Below are 21,900 nucleotides of genomic sequence, written 5' to 3' on the forward strand. Positions count from 1 at the left end.
GATGTTGATCGAAGAATTGCAGGCATGAAAAAGCCCCGCCTGGGTGACCAGGCGGGGCTTTTTATCGGGCTAGGAATCAGACGAGGGGTTTAGGCTCGTGCTCTTCTTCCTGGGCCTTGGGCTTGTGCTCTACCACTTCTTCGACGGAGCGCGGGGCTTCGTCGGCGGCAGGCGCAGGTTGCTTGATGGCCGGTTCGGCAGCAGGAGCTGCCTCGACCGCCTCGGCAACCACCGGCGCAGGCTCGGCAGCCACTACGGCTTCTACCGGAGCTTCAGCGGCAGCAGCGGCAGCCAGTTCGGCTTCCTTCTGCAGGCGCTCGGCTTCGCGCTTGCGACGACGCACTTCACGTGGGTCGTTTGGCGCGCGACCGGTGCTGGTCAGGGCGCTGACCGGAGCGGCCTCGACAACCGGTGCAGCCACTTCGGCGGCAGGTGCCTCAACCGGCGCTGCCGGTGCGGCAGCCACAGGCTCGGCAACTACAGGTTCAGCAGCCACGACTGCTTCAGCCACAACTTCTGCGACTGGTGCAGGCGCTTCGGCAACGATCGCCTCGGCGGCACGCTCGAAGGCACGAGGCGCTTCCTGGGCTGGCTCTGCCGCTGGTGCTTCGGCGACTGGCGCTTCGACCACTGGCTCGGCAACGACTGCAGGTTGTTCTGCAACAATTGCAGGTTGCACAGCCTGTTCTTCGTGCTGTTCTTCACGAACCTGGGCGACTTCGACAGCAGGTGCTGCTGGAATCTCTACCGCAGTGGTGGCCTCGACGACCGGTGCTTCGACGGTCGGTGCGGCTTCCTGGACGGCAGCAGTGGCACGTTCGGCCTGCTCGTGAGCCTGGGCTTCGGCCGGGGCGCTGATCACGGTGCTGGCAACGGCAGCGGTTACCGCCAGGCCTGCGGCCAGATCGGCGCTGCTTGGCTCTTCGCTGTTTTCTTCCGAACCTTCGATCACATTGCCGTTGGCGTCACGCTGACGCTCACGACGGTTGCTGCGACGACGCTGGCCACGGGAGCGGCGGCGTGGACGATCGCCCTCGGCGTTCTCCTGACCGTCTTCCTGCAGTTGCTCTTCGTTCGGCAGCAGCTCTTCTTCAGCTACGGCAGCGGCCTGTTCGGCGCGAGGTTGACGCTCTTCACGCGGTGGGCGCGGTTGACGCTCTTCGCGTGGCTGACGAGCCGGACGTTCTTCGGCGGCAGCGGCAGGAGCGGCGTCCAGCGGTTCGCGCAGTTCACGCACGCGTTCTTCACGCTCGCCGCGTGGCTTGCGGTCTTCACGTGGTGGGCGTGGTTGACGCTCTTCGCGTGGCGGACGTGGCGCGCGCTCTTCGCGAGCGGTGGCCTGGACTTCCTCGCGAGCCTCGCGGACTTCGCGTGGCTGACGCTCTTCGCGGGCTTCGCGCGGTGCGCGCTCTTCACGAGGGGCGCGTTCTTCGCGTGGCTTGCGCTCTTCGTCGCGGCGACCGTTGCGATTGCGGCTCTGCTGACGACCGTTGCGGCGTTCTTCGTTGCGTGCAGGACGCTCGGTGGCCGGCTTTTCAACCACGACCGGAGCGGCTGGCTCTTCCTTGGTGGCGAACAGGCTGACCAGGGATTTCACCAGACCCTTGAACAGGCTTGGCTCGGCAACGGCGGCCGGAGCGGCAACCGGGGCGGCGGCCACTTCGGTTGGGACCGGTGCGTTGGCGCGGGCTGGAGCGGTCTTGACGGCGGCTTCCTGGCGAACCAGGGTGCGGGTCGCGGCGGCTGGCTGGACTTCTTCGGCTTCGGCAGCGGCAGCGGCGATTTCGTAGCTGGACTGGTTGATGCCGGCTTCCGGGCTGTCATCACGCAGACGCTGGACTTCGAAGTGCGGCGTTTCGAGATGGTCGTTCGGCAGAATGACGATACGAGCACGGGTGCGCAGTTCGATCTTGGTGATCGAGTTGCGTTTTTCGTTGAGCAGGAAGGCAGCAACCGGAATCGGCACTTGGGCGCGAACTTCGGCGGTGCGGTCTTTCAGGGCTTCTTCTTCGATCAGGCGCAGGATCGCCAGCGACAGCGATTCGACGTCACGGATGATGCCGGTGCCGTTGCAGCGTGGGCAGACGATGCCGCTGCTTTCGCCGAGGGATGGACGCAGGCGCTGGCGGGACATTTCCAGCAGGCCGAAGCGCGAGATGCGACCGACTTGGACGCGAGCGCGGTCGGCTTCCAGGCATTCGCGGACTTTCTCTTCCACGGCGCGCTGGTTCTTGGCCGGGGTCATGTCGATGAAGTCGATGACGATCAGGCCGCCGATGTCACGCAGGCGCAGCTGGCGAGCGATTTCTTCCGCTGCTTCCAGGTTGGTCTGCAGGGCGGTTTCCTCGATGTCGCTGCCTTTGGTGGCGCGCGCCGAGTTGATGTCGATGGACACCAGGGCTTCGGTCGGATCGATAACGATGGAGCCGCCGGAAGGCAGTTCGACGACGCGCTGGAAGGCGGTTTCGATCTGGCTTTCGATCTGGAAACGGTTGAACAGCGGAACGCTGTCTTCGTACAGCTTGATCTTGCTGGCGTACTGCGGCATCACCTGGCGGATGAAGGTCAGGGCTTCGTCCTGGGCTTCAACGCTGTCGATCAGCACTTCGCCGATGTCCTGGCGCAGGTAGTCACGGATGGCGCGGATGATCACGTTGCTTTCCTGGTAGATCAGGAAAGGCGCTGCGCGGTCCAGCGAGGCTTCTTTGATGGCGGTCCAGAGTTGCAGCAAGTAGTCGAGGTCCCACTGCATTTCTTCGCTGCTGCGGCCCAGGCCGGCAGTGCGAACGATCAGGCCCATGTCGGCAGGGGCGACCAGGCCGTTCAAGGCTTCGCGCAGTTCGTTGCGCTCTTCGCCTTCGATGCGACGGGAGATGCCACCGGCACGCGGGTTGTTCGGCATCAGCACCAGGTAACGACCGGCCAGGCTGATGAAGGTGGTCAGGGCTGCGCCCTTGTTGCCACGTTCTTCTTTTTCGACCTGAACGATGACTTCCTGGCCTTCGCTCAGGACGTCCTTGATATTGACGCGGCCTTCGGGAGCTTTCTTGAAGTATTCGCGGGAGATTTCTTTGAGGGGCAGGAAGCCGTGGCGCTCAGAGCCGAAATCGACAAAGGCAGCCTCGAGGCTTGGTTCGATGCGAGTGATACGGCCTTTATAGATGTTGGCCTTCTTCTGCTCGCGTGCACCGGATTCGATGTCCAGGTCGTAGAGGCGTTGGCCATCTACCAGTGCAACACGCAACTCTTCGGGTTGAGTTGCGTTAATCAGCATTCTTTTCATGTAGTACCGTCGGTTTCCGGGCTGCCGGAAACGGCGTTCGGCACACACGACTTCTCACGGTCGGTGTCAGGTGCGTCAGGAGCGGTTGGCCGCTCCAGTGTCTAGCGAAATCCGACCAGTTGGGGCGAACTCGCGACTCACGCGTCCTGCTTGCTGGGGTGACAAAAGGCACCTCTTAAGCAAAAGCTCAATCAGGAGGAGGAATCAACCGGCGACTGTGGACGAGATGAAGCGTCTTGATAAAGCCTAATGCTACACAGTCCAACGGTTGTGCATCTCCACCCTACACGTATCCCTGATAATTCGGGTGCTGCCGCGCGCAGAATCCGCAGCGGGTTGGCATTTACCGTGAGCTCCGAAAGGGGAGCTCACGCATCATGGCTAATTTAGGCGGTGTTTCCGAAGCGCTCGCTCGGGTTCGTTCGTAGCTGACTGCACTTTGTGAACTGGCCGTGAATATTTGCTCGAAAGGCGAGTGGAAACTCTGCTTTTCGGCGTGCTTCAGGCCTCATGTCACCTGCGCTTGTTACAACTGCAAAACTCCACCGTTCGTAGCGAAAGCCCCGTAGGACGGCCTCGCATCCTGGTGAATTGCGTTGGTCAGGGCCGGCTGTTGGCCGTTGGTCCGCTGTCCAGGCCGCTTTTGGCGGCGTTCGCGACTATAGCAGTAATCATTAAGTGCTTCAATTCCATAAAAAATTGTTATCATTTGCGCCATGACGACTACTGCCCCCTCGACCCCAGGCGTTCAACTGCTTGAGGTCTCGCCGGAATATGCCGGCCAACGAATCGACAATTTCCTCCTCGCTCGGCTCAAAGGCGTGCCCAAGACCTTGATTTACCGCATTTTGCGCAAAGGCGAAGTGCGGGTGAACAAGGGTCGGATCAAGCCCGAATACAAGCTGCAGGCGGGCGATATCGTGCGCGTGCCGCCGGTGCGCGTGCCGGAGCGTGACGAACCCGTGCCCGTGGCGCAGGGTTTGTTGCAGCGCCTGGAGGCTTCGATTGTCTATGAAGACAAAGCCCTGATCGTGATCAACAAGCCCGCCGGCATCGCTGTGCATGGTGGCAGCGGTCTGAATTTCGGGGTGATCGAAGCCTTTCGTCAGTTGCGCCCGGACGCCAAGGAGCTGGAGCTGGTTCACCGTCTCGACCGCGACACTTCCGGCCTGCTGATGATCGCCAAGAAACGCAGCATGCTGCGTCATTTGCATGAAGCCTTGCGCGGCGATGGTGTCGACAAGCGCTACATGGCGCTGGTACGCGGCAACTGGGCGACCTCGATCAAGCAGGTCCGTGCGCCGCTGCTCAAGAGCAACCTGCGTTCCGGCGAGCGCATGGTCGAAGTGAACGAAGAGGGCAAGGAGGCCTTGACCGTGTTCAAGGTGCTGCGCCGCTTCGGTGACTTTGCCACCATGGTCGAAGCCAAGCCGGTGACCGGTCGTACTCACCAGATCCGTGTGCATACCCTGCATGCCGGGCACTGCATTGCCGGCGACAGCAAGTATGGCGATGACGATTTCACCAAGGAAATCCGCGACCTGGGCGGTAAGCGCCTGTTTCTGCATGCCTATATGCTGACCGTGCCGCTGCCCGATGGCGGCGAGCTGAAATTGCAGGCGCCGGTGGATGAAATGTGGGCCAAGACCGTGGAGCGCCTGAGTGCATCCTGATTACAAGCTGCTGATCTTTGATTGGGACGGCACCCTGGCTGACTCCATTGGTCGGATAGTCGAGGCCATGCATGTGGCCTCCGATCGCTCGGGGTTTGCCCGGTGCGACGATTTTGCGGTCAAGGGCATTATCGGTCTGGGATTGCCGGAGGCGATCCGCACACTGTATCCGCACATCAGCGATGCCGAGCTGGTAGATTTTCGCCAGCACTATGCCGATCACTACATCGCTCTCGAGGCCGAGCCTTCTCCGTTGTTCGCCGGGGTGGTGCAGTCTCTCGAAGCTTTCCGGAGCGAGGGATATCATCTGGCGGTAGCGACCGGCAAGGCACGGCGTGGCCTGGATCGGGTGTTGAAGGCGCATGGCTGGGAAGATTATTTCGACATCACTCGCGCTGCTGACGAAACCGCGAGCAAGCCTCATCCGCTGATGCTCGAGCAGATCCTGGCGTATTGCGAGGTGCGCCCCGAGCAGGCGTTGATGGTGGGGGATTCCTCTTTCGACCTGCTGATGGCGCGTAACGCGGGCATGGCATCGGTTGCGGTCGGTTATGGCGCGCAATCGCTGGAAGTCTTGCAGGCTTACGAGCCGCGCCTGTCTATCGATAGTTTTCCTCAATTGCATGCCTGGCTCGGCCAGCGGGGCAATTGAGTCTTTTGGGGTAAAAGCATGAGCGACGAATGGAAGGCGCCGAGTAAATCGGCTGCCGACAGTGCTGACGACAAGAGCTGGAAGCTGCTGGAAAAGACCCTGCTGGCCGGTGTGCAAGAGCAGCGGCGTTCGCGGCGCTGGGGGATTTTCTTCAAGCTCCTGACCTTTGTTTATCTGCTTGTGGCCCTGGCGCTGTTTACGCCGTTGATGGATATGGAAAAAACCGCCACCCGCGGGGCCGGTTACACGGCGTTGGTCGAGGTGACGGGCGTGATCGCGGACAAGGAGTCGGCGAGCGCCGACAACATCGTGACCGGCTTGCGTGCGGCTTTCGAGGACTCGAAGGTCAAAGGCATTGTGCTGCGTATCAACAGTCCTGGCGGTAGCCCGGTACAGTCGGGTTATGTCTATGACGAAATCCGTCGTCTGCGTGGCTTGCATCCGGATATCAAGGTGTATGCAGTGATTTCCGATCTGGGGACTTCCGGCGCCTACTACATTGCCAGCGCCGCCGATCAGATCTATGCCGACAAGGCGAGCCTGGTCGGTTCCATCGGGGTCACGGCGGCCGGCTATGGTTTCGTCGGCACCATGGAGAAGCTGGGTGTGGAGCGTCGTACCTACACCTCGGGTGAGCACAAGTCGTTTCTGGATCCGTTCCAGCCGCAGAAGCCCGAGGAAACCCAGTTCTGGCAGGGGGTGCTGGATACCACTCATCGCCAGTTCATCGCCAGCGTCAAGCAGGGGCGTGGCGAGCGTCTCAAGGGCAAGGATCATCCGGAGCTGTTCTCCGGCCTGGTCTGGTCTGGCGAGCAGGCGCTGCAACTGGGCTTGATCGATGGGCTGGGGAGTGCCAGCTCGGTTGCCCGGGATGTGGTCGGCGAGAAGGAGTTGGTGGATTTCACCGTGCAGGAGTCGCCTTTCGATCGCTTCTCGAAAAAGCTGGGCGCCAGTGTTGCCGAGCATCTGGCCATGTGGATGGGCTTTCAGGGGCCGACACTGCGTTGATTGCGCTGTTTTAAAAAAAGCCGGCTCTATGGCCGGCTTTTTTAGTGTGGGTGGTCAGGGGATTTCCACGCTTTCGGCGAGCAGCATGTCTACCAGGCGGATCAGCGGCAGGCCGATCAGGCTGCTGGCGTCGCTGCCCTCGGTGCTGCGGAATAGGCTGATGCCCAGGCCCTCGGCCTTGAAGCTGCCGGCACAGTCATAAGGCTGTTCGGCGTGCAGGTAGCGTTCGATGCGGGCAGGGCTCAGCTCGCGCATATGCACGGTGAAGGGTATGCAGTCGACCTGGCAGTGGCCGCTCTTGCTGTTGAGCAGGGCTAGGCCGGTGAGAAAGGTCACGCTGGCGCCGCTGGCGGCGAGCAATTGCTCGCGCGCCTTTTCGAATGTGTGGGGCTTGCCGATGATGCGCTCGCCGAGCACCGCGACCTGGTCCGAGCCAATGATCAAGTGTCCCGGGTGGGTGGCGGCCAGCGCTCGGGCTTTCTCTTCGGCGAGGCGCTTGACCAGGCCGCTGGCGGATTCCCCGGGGCGGTGGCTTTCGTCGATATCTGGAGAACTGCAGGTAAATGGCAGGCGCAGGCGGGTGAGCAATTCGCGCCGGTAGGCCGAGCTTGAGGCAAGTAATAAAGGCAGCATGCGCATCTCCTGAGGCTGGCCGCGAATTCTAGCGGGGCTTGCAAGTGACGGACAGGGCTGAATTTCCTTTGACATGGCCGGGGGCATCCCTATAATGCTGCGCCTATGTTGAATGACCCGATTCCACCTCACGTTGACCCGCGCAAATTGGCTGACCGTGGCACCACCCTTCAAGGTGAACTGCTGCTGGCCGATTTGAAGAGACTCTGCGACCCGCTTTCCGACGATGTCGGTACGGTGCAGGCTAAATTCGTTTTTGAACGAGATGAACGTAAATCTGTGGTGATCCACAGCTTTATCGACACTGAAGTCAAAATGGTTTGCCAGCGTTGTCTTGAGCTGGTCACCCTGCCGATCCACAGCGAATGCAGTTACGCTGTGGTGAAGGAGGGTGCGAATACCCAGTCGTTGCCGAAAGGTTATGACGTGCTGGAACTGGGCGAAGATCCTTTGGATCTGCAGGCTTTGATCGAGGAGGAGCTTTTGCTCGCCTTGCCCATCGTGCCTGCTCATCATCCGGAAGAATGCCAGCAGCCGGCGGGTCTCGATGAGCCCGAACCGAGCGAGGACGAGGTAACGCGGTCCAACCCGTTCAGTGTATTGGCGCAGTTAAAGCGTGACCCAAACGTTTAGGAGTTAATCAATTATGGCTGTTCAGCAGAACAAAAAATCCCGCTCTGCCCGTGACATGCGTCGTTCGCACGACGCTCTCGAGGCTAGCACCCTGTCCGTAGAAAAGACCACTGGTGAAGTTCACCTGCGTCACCACGTATCGCCAGAAGGCGTATACCGTGGTCGTAAAGTGATCGACAAGGGCGCTGACGAGTAATCCTTGTCCGCTCAAGTCATCGCGATTGACGCAATGGGCGGGGACTTCGGTCCCCGCAGCATTGTTCAGGCCAGCCTTGCTTGCCTGTCTGCCACCCCCTCGCTGCAACTGGCCCTTGTCGGTCAACCTTTCCTTCTAGAAGAACTGATTTCCGGTCATTCGGCTGTGGATCGCGCGCGCCTGACGGTTGTGCCCGCCGCAGAAGTCATTGGCATGGATGAGAAACCTTCCCAGGCTCTGCGTGGCAAGCCGGACTCCTCCATGCGGGTGGCGTTAGAGCTGCTGCGTGATAGCAAGGCTCAGGCCTGTGTCAGCGCCGGCAATACCGGTGCGCTGATGGCGTTGTCGCGTTATGTGTTGAAAACCCTTCCGGGCATCGATCGTCCGGCGATGGTGGCGGCTATTCCAACCCAACGCGGCTATTGCCAGCTGCTGGATCTGGGGGCAAACGTCGATTGCAGCGCCGAGCACCTGTTCCAGTTCGCGGTCATGGGGTCGGTGGCGGCCGAGACGCTGGGGGTCGTTCGTCCGCGAGTGGCGTTGCTCAATATCGGTACTGAAGACATCAAGGGCAATCAGCAGGTCAAGCTGGCAGCTAGCCTGCTGCAGAATGCCCGGGGCTTGAATTACATCGGTTTTGTCGAGGGCGACGGGTTGTATCGCGGCGAGGCGGACGTGGTGGTGTGCGACGGTTTTGTCGGCAACATCCTGCTCAAGTCCAGCGAGGGGCTGGCGACCATGATTGCCGCTCGCATCGAATCCCTGTTCAAGCAAAGCGCGGTTTCCCGTGTAGTCGGTGCTCTGGCGCTGCCGCTGATGCGGCGTCTGCAGGCCGATCTGGCGCCGGCGCGACACAATGGCGCGAGTTTTCTCGGCTTGCAGGGAATAGTCGTGAAAAGCCACGGTTCGGCAGGGGTTCAGGGTTTCCAGAGTGCGATTCAACGGGCGTTGATCGAGATCCAGGAAAACCTCCCGGAGCGCCTGCATGGGCGGCTCGAAGATCTGTTGCTTTAGGCGTTTGCACTCGGAAATGCTTAAATGTGACCGCTCAGTTCAATTGGCCATCCAACTGTCAGTTTCTTGCGTCCACCACGGTGGGGCGTCAATTCTCCGACGACAAGATCATTAGGGGCTTGTTACATGTCTGCATCCCTCGCATTCGTCTTTCCAGGACAGGGCTCGCAGTCCCTCGGCATGTTGGCCGAGTTGGGCGCGCAGTACCCGTTGATCCTCGAAACCTTCAAAGAAGCTTCCGATGCTCTGGGCTACGATCTCTGGGCCTTGACCCAAGAGGGTCCCGAAGAGCTGCTCAATCAAACCGACAAAACCCAGCCGGCCATTCTGACCGCCTCTATCGCCCTGTGGCGTCTGTGGCTGGCGGAGGGCGGGGCGCGCCCGGCATTCGTTGCCGGCCATAGCCTGGGTGAATACAGCGCTCTGGTTGCCGCTGGCAGCCTGACTCTGGGCGAAGCCGTGAAGCTGGTAGAGCGTCGCGGCCAGTTGATGCAAGAAGCCGTTCCTGCAGGGCAGGGCGGCATGGCGGCGATTCTCGGCCTGGAAGATGCCGATGTGCTGGCCGCTTGTGCCGAAGCCGCACAAGGCGAAGTGGTCAGCGCGGTCAATTTCAACTCCCCGGGCCAGGTGGTGATCGCCGGCGCCAAGGCCGCTGTCGAGCGCGCCATCGAGGGTTGCAAGGCGCGTGGCGCCAAGCGCGCCATGCCATTGCCCGTCAGCGTGCCATCACACTGCGAGCTGATGCGTCCGGCTGCCGAGCGTTTCGCCGAGTCGATTGCCGCCATTAACTGGCAGGCGCCACAGATTCCGTTGGTACAGAATGTCAGCGCTGATGTGGCGCCGGATCTCGAAACCCTCAAGCGCGACCTGCTGGAGCAGCTGTACAAGCCGGTGCGTTGGGTGGAGTCGGTGCAGACCCTGGCCGCCAAGGGCGCTACCCAGCTGGTCGAGTGCGGTCCGGGCAAGGTCCTGGCGGGTCTCAACAAGCGCTGCGCCGAAGGCGTATCGACCTCTAACCTGAACACCCCAGATGCCTTCGCTGTCGCTCGCGCAGCGTTGGTCTGAATTAGGAGAAGCCTGCATGAGTCTGCAAGGTAAAGTTGCATTGGTTACCGGCGCCAGCCGCGGTATTGGCCAGGCCATCGCGCTTGAGCTGGGTCGCCTGGGCGCGATCGTTGTGGGTACCGCAACCTCCGCTTCGGGCGCCGAGGCTATTGCTGCCACGTTGAAGGAAAACGGCATTCAAGGCACTGGCCTTGAACTCAATGTCACCAGCGACGAGTCCGTTGCTGCCGTATTGGCCAGTATTCAGGAGCAGTTCGGCGCGCCGGCGATCCTGGTGAACAACGCCGGTATTACCCGTGACAACCTGATGATGCGCATGAAAGACGACGAGTGGTACGACGTGATCGATACCAACCTGAACAGTCTGTATCGCCTGTCCAAGGGCGTTCTGCGCGGCATGACCAAGGCTCGCTGGGGTCGAATCATCAGTATTGGTTCGGTGGTGGGTGCCATGGGCAACGCTGGCCAAGTAAACTACGCCACCGCCAAGGCGGGCCTGGAAGGTTTCAGCCGTGCTCTGGCGCGTGAGGTCGGCTCGCGGTCGGTTACCGTGAACTCGGTGACTCCGGGTTTCATCGATACCGACATGACCCGCGACTTGCCTGAAGCGCAGCGTGAAGCGCTGCAAACACAAATTCCGCTGGGTCGTCTGGGGCAGGCTCAAGAGATCGCGCAAGTGGTCGCTTTTCTTGCATCCGACGGTGCGGCATACGTGACCGGGGCTACAATCCCGGTGAACGGCGGGATGTACATGTGAGTTAAATGTGACGGATTGCTTCAAAAAAATGTCATACGAGCTGTCTAAAATCCGTTATAAAGCTGCAATCAATTTATAGGCAGGTGGCCAAAGGGTTTGAGGAGTGAAGCTTTCAGTTGAAAAGCTGAAAAGCCTTTCTATACACTTACCCACTGGCCAGCTGCCTGAATTTGTCCATTAGGAGTGAAAACAAGGTATGAGCACCATCGAAGAGCGCGTCAAGAAAATCGTTGCTGAGCAACTGGGCGTTAAAGAAGAAGAAGTTGTTAACACCGCTTCCTTCGTTGAAGACCTGGGTGCCGACTCCCTTGACACCGTTGAGCTGGTGATGGCTCTGGAAGAGGAATTCGAGACCGAAATCCCTGACGAAGAAGCTGAAAAGATCACTACCGTTCAAGCAGCTATCGACTACGTTACCAGCCACCAGGCTTAATCGTATTTAGTCGTCTTTTGCTGTCATGGAAAAACCGCACTGCCGTTACGGCGTGCGGTTTTTTCTTTAGGCCTGATGCAAAGTGTCGTCATTAGAAAAAAGGAGAGTGCTGTGTCGCGTAGACGCGTCGTAGTCACCGGTATGGGTATGTTGTCGCCACTGGGTACGGATGTTCCGAGCAGTTGGCAGGGCATTCTGGCTGGCCGCAGTGGCATTGGTCTGATCGAACACACCGACCTTTCTGCCTATTCCACCCGTTTTGGCGGCTCGGTAAAGGGCTTCAATGTCGAGGAATACCTGTCGGTCAAAGAGGCTCGCAAGCTCGACCTGTTCATTCAATACGGCTTGGCGGCCGGTTTTCAGGCAGTGCGTAATGCCGGCCTGGAAGTGACCGATGCCAACCGCGAGCGAATCGGCGTTGCCATGGGGTCGGGTATTGGCGGTTTGACCAATATCGAGGAAACCAGCCGCACGCTGCATGATTCCGGCCCGCGTCGAATCTCTCCGTTCTTCGTGCCTGGCTCGATCATCAATATGATTTCCGGATTCCTGTCCATCCATCTGGGTGCCCAGGGGCCGAACTACGCCATTTCCACGGCCTGTACCACAGGTACCCACTGCATTGGCATGGCGGCCCGCAATATTGCCTTCGGCGAAGCCGACGTGATGATCGCCGGTGGCGCTGAAATGGCTGCCTGCGGCCTGGGCATGGGTGGCTTTGGCGCATCCCGCGCGCTGTCGACCCGCAATGACGAGCCAACCCGTGCCAGCCGTCCTTGGGACAAAGGCCGTGATGGCTTCGTGCTGTCCGACGGTGCCGGCGCGCTGGTGCTCGAAGAGCTGGAGCATGCCAAGGCCCGTGGCGCGACCATCTATGCCGAACTGATCGGTTTTGGCATGAGCGGCGATGCCTACCACATGACTTCGCCACCCGCCGATGGCGCCGGCGCGGCGCGTTGCATCGCCAATGCGCTGCGTGACGCCAAGCTGAACGTCGAGCAGGTGCAGTACATCAATGCCCACGGTACTTCGACACCTGCCGGTGACCTGGCGGAAGCCGAGGCGATCAAGAGTGTGTTCGGCGATCACGCCTACAAGCTGGCGATCAGCTCCACCAAGTCCATGACCGGCCATCTGCTGGGTGCCGCGGGTGCCATCGAGGCCATCTTCAGCGTGCTGGCGATCAACAGCCAGGCAGCGCCACCGACCATCAACCTCGATGAGCCGGATGAAGGTTGCGACCTGGATTTCGTGCCACACACCGCACGCAACATGGACATCGACGTGGTGCTGTCCAACTCCTTCGGGTTCGGCGGTACCAACGGCTCCCTGGTGTTCCGCCGGTTCGCCGGCTGATGGACAGCTGGGTCGACGGTCAGCCGGCTGACGTTCTGTCGCTCAAGGACCGCGGCCTGGCCTATGGCGATGGCCTGTTCGAGACCATCGCGGTAAGGGCAGGCCAGCCCTTGTTGCTGGAGCGGCACCTGCTGCGCCTGGCCGAGGGCTGTTCGCGCCTGGCCATCGCTGCCGATCAGGCGTTGATCCGCAGCGAGCTCACCGCCTACGCCTCGCTGCTGGGGGAGGGCGTGCTCAAGCTGATCCTCACCCGGGGTGACAGCCAGCGCGGTTATGCCGCCGACCCGCGGGCGCAGCCGCGGCGAATCCTCCAGGGTAATGCGCCGGCTGCTTATCCGGCGGCGCATGCCGAGCAGGGGGTTCGACTGTTCCCTTGCACCACCCGCCTGTCCGAGCAGCCCTTGCTCGCCGGCCTCAAGCACCTCAACCGACTGGAGCAGGTTCTTGCCCGTTCCGAGTGGCAGGACAGCGAGCATGCCGAAGGCTTGATGCTCGACGTTTCCGGGCGGGTGATCGAGGGCGTGTTCAGCAATCTATTCCTGGTGCGCGACGGTGCCTTATTCACGGCCGATCTGAGCCGTTGCGGGGTCGCCGGAGTGATGCGCGCTGAAATATTGTTTCAGGCCGCGTCCTTGGCTATCCCCACGGAAATCGCCGACATCAGTCTCGAACAGTTGCAACAGGCCGACGAAGTCTTTGTCTGCAACAGTGTCTATGGCATTTGGCCGGTGCTTGCCTGTGGCGCGCTGCGCTGGTCGGCCGGACCGCTCACCCGTAAACTGCAACGCATTGCCCGCACGCTACTGGATGCCTGATTTGTGAGACGTAAACTATTGCTTCTGCTGGAGACCGGACTGGTTCTGGCAGGTCTGGCGCTGGGCGCCTCGGCCTGGAAGTTGAACTCGGCGCTGGAGCAGCCTCTCAACCTGACCCAAGAGCAATTGCTCGACGTGCCGGCTGGCTCGACGCCAGGCGGTACCTTCAACCGTATGGAAGCCAATGGCGTTCTCAAGGACGCGTTCTGGCTGCGCCTGTACTGGCGCTTCAACATGGAAGGACAGCCACTGCACAGCGGCGAATACCGCATGACCCCAGGGATGACCGCGCATGGCCTGATCGGGGTCTGGCAGCGTGGTGAAGTAGTGCAGTACAGCCTGACCCTGGTGGAAGGCTGGACCTTCCGTCAGGTGCGCGCGGCGTTGGCCAAGCATGACAAGCTCGAGCAGACCCTGAATGGGTTGAGTGACAGTGAAGTCATGGAAAAACTCGGTCATGGTGGCGTTTTCCCCGAAGGCCGGTTCTTTCCCGATACCTACCGTTTCGTGCGCGGGATGACCGATGTGGAGCTGCTGGAAAAAGCCTACAGCCGCCTGGACGAGGTGCTGGCCAAGGAATGGAACAAGCGCTCGGCCGATGTGCCTTATACCGAGCCTTATCAGGCGCTGATCATGGCCTCGCTGGTGGAGAAGGAAACCGGCGTGCCCCAGGAGCGCGGACAGATTGCCGGGGTATTCGTGCGCCGCATGCGGGTGGGTATGTTGCTGCAAACCGATCCGACGGTGATCTATGGTCTGGGCGAGCGTTACAACGGTAAGTTGACCCGCGCCCTGCTGAAGGAAGCGACCCCCTACAACACCTACGTGATCAGTGGCTTGCCGCCGACGCCGATCGCCATGGTCGGTCGCGAGGCGATCCATGCCGCGCTCAACCCGGTGCCGGGCAGCAGTCTGTATTTCGTGGCGCGTGGCGATGGCAGCCATGTGTTCTCCGACGATCTGGATGCGCATAACAATGCCGTGCGCGAGTTCCAGCTCAAGCGTCGCGCCGATTATCGTTCCAGCCCGGCACCGGCGGGCAGCCCGGCGGCTTCCGAAGCTCCGGAGTCGACTCCGGCGGCGTCACCCGATACGGCGCCCGAGGCAGTTCCGCAGGAATCCCCTGAAGAGCCTTCTCAGGAGGCTCCCCAAGTGAGCCCGGAAGTACCGCCGCAAGCACCGCTCGAAACTCCCGTCGAGCCCGAGCCGAAAAGCCCGCAATGACTTTGATTAAGGACTGCCTGTGACTGGCTTGTTTATTACTCTGGAAGGCCCGGAAGGCGCGGGTAAGAGCACCAACCGCGAATACCTGGCCGAGCGCCTGCGCGCCTCTGGCATCGAGGTGTTGCTGACTCGCGAGCCGGGCGGTACGCCCTTGGCCGAGCGGATCCGCGAGGTGCTGCTGACCCCCGGCGACGAGGTCATGAATCCCGATACCGAGCTGTTGCTGGTGTTCGCCGCGCGCGCCCAGCATCTGGCTGAGGTGATTCGTCCGGCGCTGGCCCGTGGCGCAGTGGTGTTGTGCGACCGTTTTACCGATTCCACCTACGCCTATCAGGGCGGTGGTCGTGGTTTGTCCGTGGAGCGCATCGCGACCCTGGAGCAGTTCGTTCAGGGTGAGCTGCGACCCGACCTGACCCTGGTGTTCGACCTGCCGGTCGAAGTGGGTCTGGCCCGCGCCAGTGCCCGTGGCCGTCTGGACCGTTTCGAGCTGGAAGGCCGGGTATTCTTCGATGCGGTACGCCAGGCGTACCTGAAGCGCGCGGCAGCCGATCCGGCGCGTTACCTGTTGGTGGATGCGGCGCAGTCGCTGTCCCAGGTCCAGCAAGCACTGGACGCCCTGTTGCCGAAATTGCTGGAGCTGCACCGTGGCTGAGGCCTTTCCCTGGCAGGACGAACTCTGGCAGCAGCTGGCGGGCCGAGCGCAGCATGCCCACGCCTATCTGCTCCATGGCCCGGCGGGTATCGGCAAGCGTGCGCTGGCCGAGCGCCTGATGGCGCGCCTGCTGTGCCAGCGTCCGGCCGGGCTGGATGCCTGCGGGCAATGCAAGTCGTGCTTGCTGCTGCAGGCCGGCAGCCATCCGGACAACTACGTGCTGGAGCCGGAGGAAGCGGACAAGGCGATCAAGGTCGACCAGGTGCGCGAGCTGGTCAGCTTCGTGGTGCAGACTGCGCAACTGGGCGGGCGCAAGGTGGTGCTGATCGAGCCGGTGGAGTCGATGAACATCAACGCTTCCAACGCGCTGCTGAAAAGCCTCGAAGAGCCGTCCGGCGATACGGTGTTGCTGCTGGTCAGCCACCAGCCGAGCCGCTTGTTGCCGACCATCAAGAGTCGCTGCGTGCAGCAGGCCTGTCCTCTGCCCAGTGAGGCCATGAGCCTGCAATGGCTGAGCAAGGCCCTGCCGGACTGCTCGGAGGAGGAACGGGTCGAGCTGTTGACCCTGGCGGCCGGTTCGCCCCTGGCGGCTGTCAGCCTGCAAGCCCAGGGCGCGCGCGAGCAGCGGGCGCAGGTGGTCGACGGGGTGAAGAAGTTGCTCAAGCAGCAGCAATCGCCGACCCAACTGGCTGAAGGCTGGAATGCGATACCCTTGTTGCTGCTGTTCGACTGGTTTTGCGACTGGTCGAGCCTGATCCTGCGCTATCAGCTGACGCAGGACGAGGAGGGGCTGGGATTGGTCGATATGCGCAAAGTGGTGCAGTACCTCGCGCAGAAGTCCTCCCAGGCCAAGGTTCTGGAGATCCAGGACTGGATCCTTGCGCAGCGCCAGAAGGTGTTGAACAAGGCCAACCTCAATCGGGTGCTGTTGCTCGAAGCCTTGCTGGTGCAGTGGGCCGCACTGCCTGCCCGCAACTGACGGCGGCGCCTGGAAACAAACCGAATCGCCGGCTGCTGCTCGGGCCGGCCTGTTCATTGACCGAATGTGGTTGTCGCTTCTTATGCTTGTAGATTCCCATTGTCACCTCGATCGCCTCGATCTCGCCGCGCACGACGGCTCGCTTGACGCCGCCCTGGACGCGGCTCGTCAGCGCGGTGTCGGGCATTTCCTGTGCATTGGCATCAGCGCCGACAATGCGGCCGACGTCAAGGCTTTGGCTGAGCGTTATGACGACGTCGATTGCTCGGTGGGTGTCCATCCCCTGGATGTCCAGCCTGGCGCCGCGCCAGCCCTCGACTGGCTGCTGCGGGAGTTGAATCACCCGCGGGTGGTGGCCATCGGCGAGACCGGCCTGGATTACCACTACGAGCCGGAAGCCGCGCAGTTGCAGCAGGAATCCTTCCGTCTGCACCTGCAAGCCGCCCAGCAGACCGGCAAGCCGGTGATCGTCCACACCCGTGGCGCGCGCGCCGATACCCTGACTCTGCTGCGCGAAGCGGCGTTGCCGCAAGCCGGGGTCCTGCACTGCTTCACCGAAGACTGGGACATGGCCAAGGCCGCGCTGGACCTGGGTTTCTACATTTCCCTGTCCGGGATTGTCACTTTCCGCAATGCCGATGCACTGCGGGACGTGGCGCGCCAGGTGCCGGCCGACCGTTTGCTGGTGGAAACCGATTCGCCGTACCTGGCGCCGATTCCTTATCGCGGCAAGCCCAACCTGCCGCAGTACGTGCGTGAAGTCGCCGAGTTCCTGGCCATGCTGCGTGGGGAGCCCTACGAGCGTTTTGCCGAACAGACCACCGAGAACTTCAAGCGTCTGTTCCCGCTGGCGCACGTCAAGGGCTGAATCGCAGGCAAAAAAAACCCGGGTTCTGGGGGGTGAATCCGGGTTAAGACCATTAGGAGTAAAACAAAGGCACGCCATCCCTTGGTACCTTCATCGGCGCTTCACTTGGGGGAGATGTCACGCCGACATTTCAAGTATTGATCACTATTGAATTCAGTCCAGTTGGCCTTGCTCGTTTTTTAAACAAATTTGGAATACGAGCGCTTCGCTTGAGTTCTCATTGCCGGGCGATATCAGCCACGATGGCGAGAGTTTCGTCGATTACGCGTTTTTCGGTATAGAAATGCGGTGAAAATCTAATCCCTGGACCACGGGGAATACACACCACCTGCTGCTGTTGCAGCGCCTCATGAACTGCCTGATTATCGATGCCATCGATACTGAACGAGAAAATTCCGCCGCGTCGGGCAGGGTTGAGCGGGGTGTGCAGGCGTACGCCGGGGATAGCATTCAGGCCATCCTGGAGCCACTGGACCCGTTCGGCGATCAAGGTCGCCACGTGTTCCATGCCCACTTCTTCCAATAACGACAGGCTTGCTTCCAGGGCCATGGCGCCGAGCATGTTCGGGCTGCCGCACTCGAAGCGCCGCGCGCTCTTGGCCGGTTCCCATTCGCTGCGGCTGTAATCGCCCATGTGTTCCAGCATGTGCCAGCCGAACTCATGGAGCTTGAGCTGCGCGCGCAGCTCGCTGCGGCAATAGAACACACCGAGGCCTTCAGGCCCGAGCATCCATTTGTGGCCGTCGGCCATGGCGAAGTCGCATTGATAGGCCTGGGCATCGAAGGGTTGGGCGCCCAGTTGCTGGATGGCGTCGATGCAGAACAGCACGTTCTGTTGTTTGCAGCCGGCGCCCAAGCGCTGCAGGTCCAGGCGCAGACCGCTGGCGAACTGCACCGCGCTGATCGCCATCAGCCGGGTGCGCGGCCCGCAGGCGGCCAGCAGCGCGCCTTCCGGATCGTCGCCCTTAAGGCTGACCTGCAGCACTTCCACACCCTGGCTGGCCAGGGCTTCCCAGACGACGCGGTTGGAGGGGAATTCCTCGTCGCTGATGACGATCTGCTCACCTTGTTCCCAAGGCAGACCAAAGGCGACGAATGACAGCGCTTCCGAAGTATTTTTGACCAGCGCGATGTCATCCGTTGACGGTGCATTTAGCAGGCGCATCAGGCGTTCGCGCAGGCGTTGCTCAAGGGCCATCCAGTCCGGATAGTCCCGCGCGCCCAGCAAAACGTTCTCTTTGGCGAAGCGCGCCACGGCTTCGGCGGCCCGATTCGGCCAGGGGGCGACAGCTGCGTGATTCAAATAACGCAGGCCCGGGGCCTGTACAAATTCATCAAGAAACATAGTCATGGTCGGATGATCCGTGCATTTTGGCGCAATTTAGGCATAATACGCGGCTTCGATTTTGACCCCGACAGACCTTTTCTTATGCAGAAAGAACCTCGTAAGGTCCGTGAGTTTCGTCGCCGTGAGCAAGAAATTCTCGATACCGCGCTCAAGCTGTTCCTCGATCAAGGTGAAGACAGCGTCACCGTCGAGATGATCGCTGATGCCGTTGGTATCGGCAAAGGGACCATCTACAAGCACTTCAAGTCCAAGGCGGAGATTTATCTGCGCCTGATGCTCGATTATGAGCGCGACCTGAACGAGCTGCTGCACTCTGCCGATGTCGACAAGGATAAGGAAGCCCTGTCCCGGGCCTACTTCGAATTCCGCATGCGTGATCCACAGCGTTACCGGCTGTTCGATCGCCTGGAAGAGAAGGTGGTCAAGGGCAACCAGGTGCCGGAAATGGTCGAGGAGCTGCACAAGATCCGTGCTTCCAACTTCGAACGCCTGACCTTGTTGATCAAGGGCCGCATCAGCGAAGGCAAGCTCGAAGACGTGCCGCCTTACTTCCACTACTGCGCAGCCTGGGCGCTGGTGCATGGTGCAGTGGCGCTGTATCACTCGCCGTTCTGGAGCAACGTGCTGGAAGACCAGGAAGGCTTCTTCCAGTTCCTGATGGACATCGGCGTGCGCATGGGCAACAAGCGCAAGCGCGACCCCGATAGCTCCGGCAGCTGATTCATTCAGTGGCCTTATGGCGCCATGATTTCTCTATATGGCGCAGTGTCCCAGGAATATACTCAGGCATGGGACTTGCCAAAACCTGATTTTTGAGTCAGGTTTTGGTCGGTTCACTCTTCCTTCGCCGGAGTCATCCATGATCGTTGATCGTCAAGGCAGGCGTTTTCGCAATCTGCGTATCAGCCTGACTTCTGCCTGCAACTACGCCTGTACCTACTGCGTGCCCAACGGCAAGCGGCTGGTGGCTGCCCAGGACGAGTTGTCGGCCGAGGCCATGGCGCGCGGCGTGGCCTATCTGATCGAGGCAGCAGGCATTGAACGCCTGCGGATCACCGGCGGCGAGCCCCTGGTCAGTCCGAAACTCGAAGCCTTCATGGCGGCGGTGGGGCAAATGGGGCTGGAAGACATCAGCCTGACCACCAATGGCCAATTGCTCGCACGCAAGCTGCCGTTGCTGGTGGATGCCGGTATCCGGCGCATCAACGTTTCCCTCGATACCCTGGACGCCTCGGCTTTCCGCGGCATTGCGCGTGGCGGCGATCTGGCTACCGTGCTCGACGGCATGGACCAGGCTCACGCGGCGGGCATGAAAATCAAGGTCAATATGGTGCCGCTGCGCGGGCAGAACCTGGACCAGGTAATGCCGCTGCTCGACTACTGCCTGGAGCGTGGCTATGAACTGCGCTTTATCGAGCTGATGCGCATGGGCCACCTGGCCAGCGATTCCAATGCTTTCCTGCAGCAGTTCGTCAGCCTGCAGCAACTGCTGAGCCTGATCGGCGAGCGCTACGAATACCTGCAGGCCGATGCGCCGGTGGACGCCACCGCAGTACGCTATGAAATTCCGGGGCAGGGCCATTTCGGCGTGATCGCCAATGAAAGCGTACCGTTCTGCCGGACCTGCTCGCGCCTGCGGCTGTCGTCCACCGGCTGGCTGCACGGTTGCCTGTCGTCGAGTAACCGGCATTACGTCGGCGATCTGCTGGACAAGCCGCGCCACCAGGCCTTGCCGGCCTTGCAGCGCTTGCTGGTCAAAGCCTTGGGCGACAAGCAGGACGTGGCATTCTCCGGTGGTGCGACGGTGATGAAAATCATCGGCGGCTAAACCCCGTCTCCCTGATCCCCGCTCTCTGTAGCCGCTGTCGCAGGCTGGGATCGAGGGCGTAGCCCTCGCCAATCCAGGCGACCCATTTCCCTCCAGCCAATAGCCTTCACCAGGTTTGTGGCTGCTGCGCAGCCATTCGCAGCCTGCGGCAGCGGCTACAGGCGTCCGAGCTGGCGCGGAAGCTGCATCTCGTGGCCATTCGCCGGTTTTCCGTCACCGGCTTCTGGAGGGAAGGATGCGTAGCCTGGTTTTGCTGCTGGCTTTTTTGGGGCTCGGCGGCTGCATGAATGTCAGCGATATGGGCGAGGGCGTTCGCTATCACATGAGTGATGCGGGTTTTCTCGATCACAGTAATACCCAGCGCTCCAACTCGTTCCGCGTTCAACCGGACTCGTTCATTTTCATCGCCCAGGGCGCCTTTGCGCCGCCGGGTAGCGCTTACCCGCGCCCCAACGTGGTGGCCGAGGAAGCCTTCAAGGGCTTTATCGAATACTTCCCCATGGTCCGCCGCGCCCGGGCGCCGGAAGGCCTGGACCAGGCCATGGCCGAGGCCCGTGAGGTGGGTGCGCATTACCTGCTGTACACCCGTTTTGCCAAGGCCGACGACCGCATCGGCAACTCCGATGAATGGTTCGACCAGGAGGCCGTGGATCGCCTGGGGATCGACAACGGCGTGATTCAGATCATGCTGATCGAGACCAGTACCCAGTATCTGATCGACACCGCGCGGATTCGCAGTCGTGGCGGTTTACTGACGTTCCACGACAAAAAGCCGGAAGACCTGCTTGGCCCGCCGCTCGAACAATACGCCCGCAGCCTGTTAGGCTTGAGCGATTAAGCCAAGCACGAGGAGAGCAGCATGAGTGGTCCGGGCAAAGCCAACGATCTGTTGGCGCAGATTCCCAAGGCGCAGAAGGGCTTGCCGCCGGTCCACCTGTGGAACCCCGACTTCTGTGGCGATATCGACATGCGTATCGCCCGCGACGGCACCTGGTACTACCTGGGTACCCCCATTGGCCGCAAACCGATGGTCAAGCTGTTCTCCACCATCATTCGCCGCGACGGCGACGACTATTTCCTGATCACCCCGGTGGAAAAGGTCGGCATCAAGGTTGATGACGCGCCTTTTGTCGCCGTCACCCTGGAGGTCGAAGGGGAAGGCGAGGCCCAGATCCTGCGCTTTACCACCAACGTCGACGAGCAGGTCAGCGCCGGCAGCGAGCATCCGCTGCGAGTGGTGATCGACCCGCAGACCCAGGAGCCGGCGCCTTACGTTCATGTACGCAGCAATCTGGAGGCGCTGGTGCACCGCAATGTGTTCTACCAACTGGTGGAGCTGGCGGTGAGCCGTCCGATCGACGGTCAGAACTGGCTGGGCGTCTGGAGCGGCGGGGTGTTCTTCCCGATCGGCCTGGAGCCCTGAGCTGCGAAACCTCTTGTTGATCGAATAAATATCTTGCGACGAAGATCCCCTTTCGGGTAT

The 21,900-nt window shown here is 61.1% G+C and carries 22 protein-coding genes; 19 read left to right on the plus strand and 3 right to left on the minus strand.

What is annotated here, in order from left to right; all coding sequences use genetic code 11:
* Positions 1–76: 76 nt before the first annotated feature.
* Entirely contained in the window at positions 77–3,283 is a 3,207-nt protein-coding gene (rne, locus tag J4E58_RS00575; protein WP_087088761.1) for a ribonuclease E, read from the minus strand.
* Positions 3,284–3,999: 716 nt separating this feature from the next.
* Between rne and rluC the strand changes: the two genes are divergently transcribed.
* Genes rluC through sppA form a run of 3 tightly spaced genes read left to right on the plus strand, consistent with a single transcriptional unit; the run spans position 4,000 to position 6,616 of the window.
* Positions 4,000–4,956: a 23S rRNA pseudouridine(955/2504/2580) synthase RluC gene (gene rluC / locus J4E58_RS00580; protein ID WP_087088759.1), complete on the plus strand. Its 957-nt coding sequence runs from the start codon at positions 4,000–4,002 to the stop codon at positions 4,954–4,956.
* Positions 4,946–5,608 carry an HAD-IA family hydrolase gene (locus tag J4E58_RS00585; protein WP_087088757.1) on the plus strand — a complete coding sequence of 221 codons (663 nt, stop codon included), beginning with the start codon at positions 4,946–4,948 and terminating at the stop codon, positions 5,606–5,608. The genes rluC and J4E58_RS00585 overlap by 11 nt, the downstream gene beginning before the upstream one ends.
* Positions 5,609–5,626: 18 nt before the next feature.
* Positions 5,627–6,616 (plus strand): signal peptide peptidase SppA, encoded by a 990-nt coding sequence (gene sppA / locus J4E58_RS00590; protein WP_087088755.1) that lies wholly within the window; start codon positions 5,627–5,629, stop codon positions 6,614–6,616.
* 54 nt (positions 6,617–6,670) lie between these two features.
* On the opposite strand, the gene J4E58_RS00595 is transcribed toward sppA, so the two are convergent.
* Positions 6,671–7,249, minus strand: a complete 579-nt coding sequence (locus J4E58_RS00595; RefSeq protein WP_087088753.1) for a nucleoside triphosphate pyrophosphatase — start codon at positions 7,247–7,249, stop codon at positions 6,671–6,673.
* 105 nt (positions 7,250–7,354) lie between these two features.
* Here J4E58_RS00595 and J4E58_RS00600 point away from each other — a divergent pair, with 105 nt between their 5' ends.
* From J4E58_RS00600 to J4E58_RS00655, 12 genes are all read left to right on the plus strand, one after another.
* Positions 7,355–7,882, plus strand: a complete 528-nt coding sequence (locus tag J4E58_RS00600; protein WP_007928051.1) for a YceD family protein — start codon at positions 7,355–7,357, stop codon at positions 7,880–7,882.
* A 13-nt stretch (positions 7,883–7,895) separates the two neighbouring features.
* The gene (rpmF, locus tag J4E58_RS00605; RefSeq protein ID WP_003179396.1) at positions 7,896–8,078 is read left to right on the plus strand and encodes a 50S ribosomal protein L32; all 183 of its coding nucleotides are present in this window, start codon (positions 7,896–7,898) and stop codon (positions 8,076–8,078) included.
* 3 nt (positions 8,079–8,081) lie between these two features.
* A complete protein-coding gene (gene plsX / locus J4E58_RS00610) occupies positions 8,082–9,092 on the plus strand; it encodes a phosphate acyltransferase PlsX (protein ID WP_087088751.1) in 1,011 nt (336 codons plus the stop codon).
* A 126-nt stretch (positions 9,093–9,218) separates the two neighbouring features.
* Positions 9,219–10,157 carry an ACP S-malonyltransferase gene (gene fabD, locus J4E58_RS00615; protein WP_087088749.1) on the plus strand — a complete coding sequence of 313 codons (939 nt, stop codon included), beginning with the start codon at positions 9,219–9,221 and terminating at the stop codon, positions 10,155–10,157.
* A gap of 16 nt (positions 10,158–10,173) precedes the next feature.
* Positions 10,174–10,914 (plus strand): 3-oxoacyl-ACP reductase FabG, encoded by a 741-nt coding sequence (gene fabG / locus J4E58_RS00620; protein ID WP_053260206.1) that lies wholly within the window; start codon positions 10,174–10,176, stop codon positions 10,912–10,914.
* A gap of 196 nt (positions 10,915–11,110) precedes the next feature.
* A complete protein-coding gene (gene acpP / locus J4E58_RS00625; protein ID WP_003175607.1) occupies positions 11,111–11,347 on the plus strand; it encodes an acyl carrier protein in 237 nt (78 codons plus the stop codon).
* 111 nt (positions 11,348–11,458) lie between these two features.
* Positions 11,459–12,703, plus strand: a complete 1,245-nt coding sequence (gene fabF / locus J4E58_RS00630) for a beta-ketoacyl-ACP synthase II (protein ID WP_007928055.1) — start codon at positions 11,459–11,461, stop codon at positions 12,701–12,703.
* Positions 12,703–13,518, plus strand: a complete 816-nt coding sequence (gene pabC / locus J4E58_RS00635) for an aminodeoxychorismate lyase (protein ID WP_087088747.1) — start codon at positions 12,703–12,705, stop codon at positions 13,516–13,518. Before fabF ends, pabC begins: the two co-directional genes overlap by 1 nt.
* 3 nt (positions 13,519–13,521) lie before the next feature.
* Positions 13,522–14,742, plus strand: coding sequence for an endolytic transglycosylase MltG (mltG, locus tag J4E58_RS00640; RefSeq protein WP_087088745.1), 1,221 nt, complete (start codon positions 13,522–13,524; stop codon positions 14,740–14,742).
* Positions 14,743–14,761: 19 nt separating this feature from the next.
* On the plus strand, positions 14,762–15,394 hold the full coding sequence (gene tmk / locus J4E58_RS00645; RefSeq protein WP_087088743.1) for a dTMP kinase: 633 nt from the start codon (positions 14,762–14,764) through the stop codon (positions 15,392–15,394).
* The gene (locus J4E58_RS00650; RefSeq protein WP_087088741.1) at positions 15,387–16,373 is read left to right on the plus strand and encodes a DNA polymerase III subunit delta'; all 987 of its coding nucleotides are present in this window, start codon (positions 15,387–15,389) and stop codon (positions 16,371–16,373) included. The genes tmk and J4E58_RS00650 overlap by 8 nt, the downstream gene beginning before the upstream one ends.
* A gap of 82 nt (positions 16,374–16,455) precedes the next feature.
* Positions 16,456–17,241, plus strand: a complete 786-nt coding sequence (locus J4E58_RS00655) for a TatD family hydrolase (protein ID WP_087088739.1) — start codon at positions 16,456–16,458, stop codon at positions 17,239–17,241.
* Positions 17,242–17,458: 217 nt separating this feature from the next.
* Here J4E58_RS00655 and J4E58_RS00660 read toward each other — a convergent pair whose 3' ends face one another.
* Positions 17,459–18,592, minus strand: a complete 1,134-nt coding sequence (locus tag J4E58_RS00660) for an aminotransferase class V-fold PLP-dependent enzyme (protein ID WP_087088737.1) — start codon at positions 18,590–18,592, stop codon at positions 17,459–17,461.
* A gap of 78 nt (positions 18,593–18,670) precedes the next feature.
* Between J4E58_RS00660 and J4E58_RS00665 the strand changes: the two genes are divergently transcribed.
* The 4 genes from J4E58_RS00665 (at position 18,671) to J4E58_RS00680 (ending at position 21,840) form a co-directional block, all read left to right on the plus strand.
* Positions 18,671–19,309: a TetR/AcrR family transcriptional regulator gene (locus tag J4E58_RS00665; protein ID WP_007928069.1), complete on the plus strand. Its 639-nt coding sequence runs from the start codon at positions 18,671–18,673 to the stop codon at positions 19,307–19,309.
* 139 nt (positions 19,310–19,448) lie between these two features.
* On the plus strand, positions 19,449–20,417 hold the full coding sequence (locus J4E58_RS00670; RefSeq protein WP_087088735.1) for a GTP 3',8-cyclase MoaA: 969 nt from the start codon (positions 19,449–19,451) through the stop codon (positions 20,415–20,417).
* 235 nt (positions 20,418–20,652) lie between these two features.
* Positions 20,653–21,255, plus strand: coding sequence for a DUF4823 domain-containing protein (locus tag J4E58_RS00675; protein WP_007928079.1), 603 nt, complete (start codon positions 20,653–20,655; stop codon positions 21,253–21,255).
* 21 nt (positions 21,256–21,276) lie between these two features.
* Positions 21,277–21,840, plus strand: coding sequence for a DUF1285 domain-containing protein (locus J4E58_RS00680; RefSeq protein ID WP_087088733.1), 564 nt, complete (start codon positions 21,277–21,279; stop codon positions 21,838–21,840).
* Positions 21,841–21,900: the final 60 nt, after the last annotated feature.

Source organism: Pseudomonas sp. FW305-25, from assembly GCF_017351415.1.
GTDB lineage: Bacteria > Pseudomonadota > Gammaproteobacteria > Pseudomonadales > Pseudomonadaceae > Aquipseudomonas > Aquipseudomonas chlororaphis.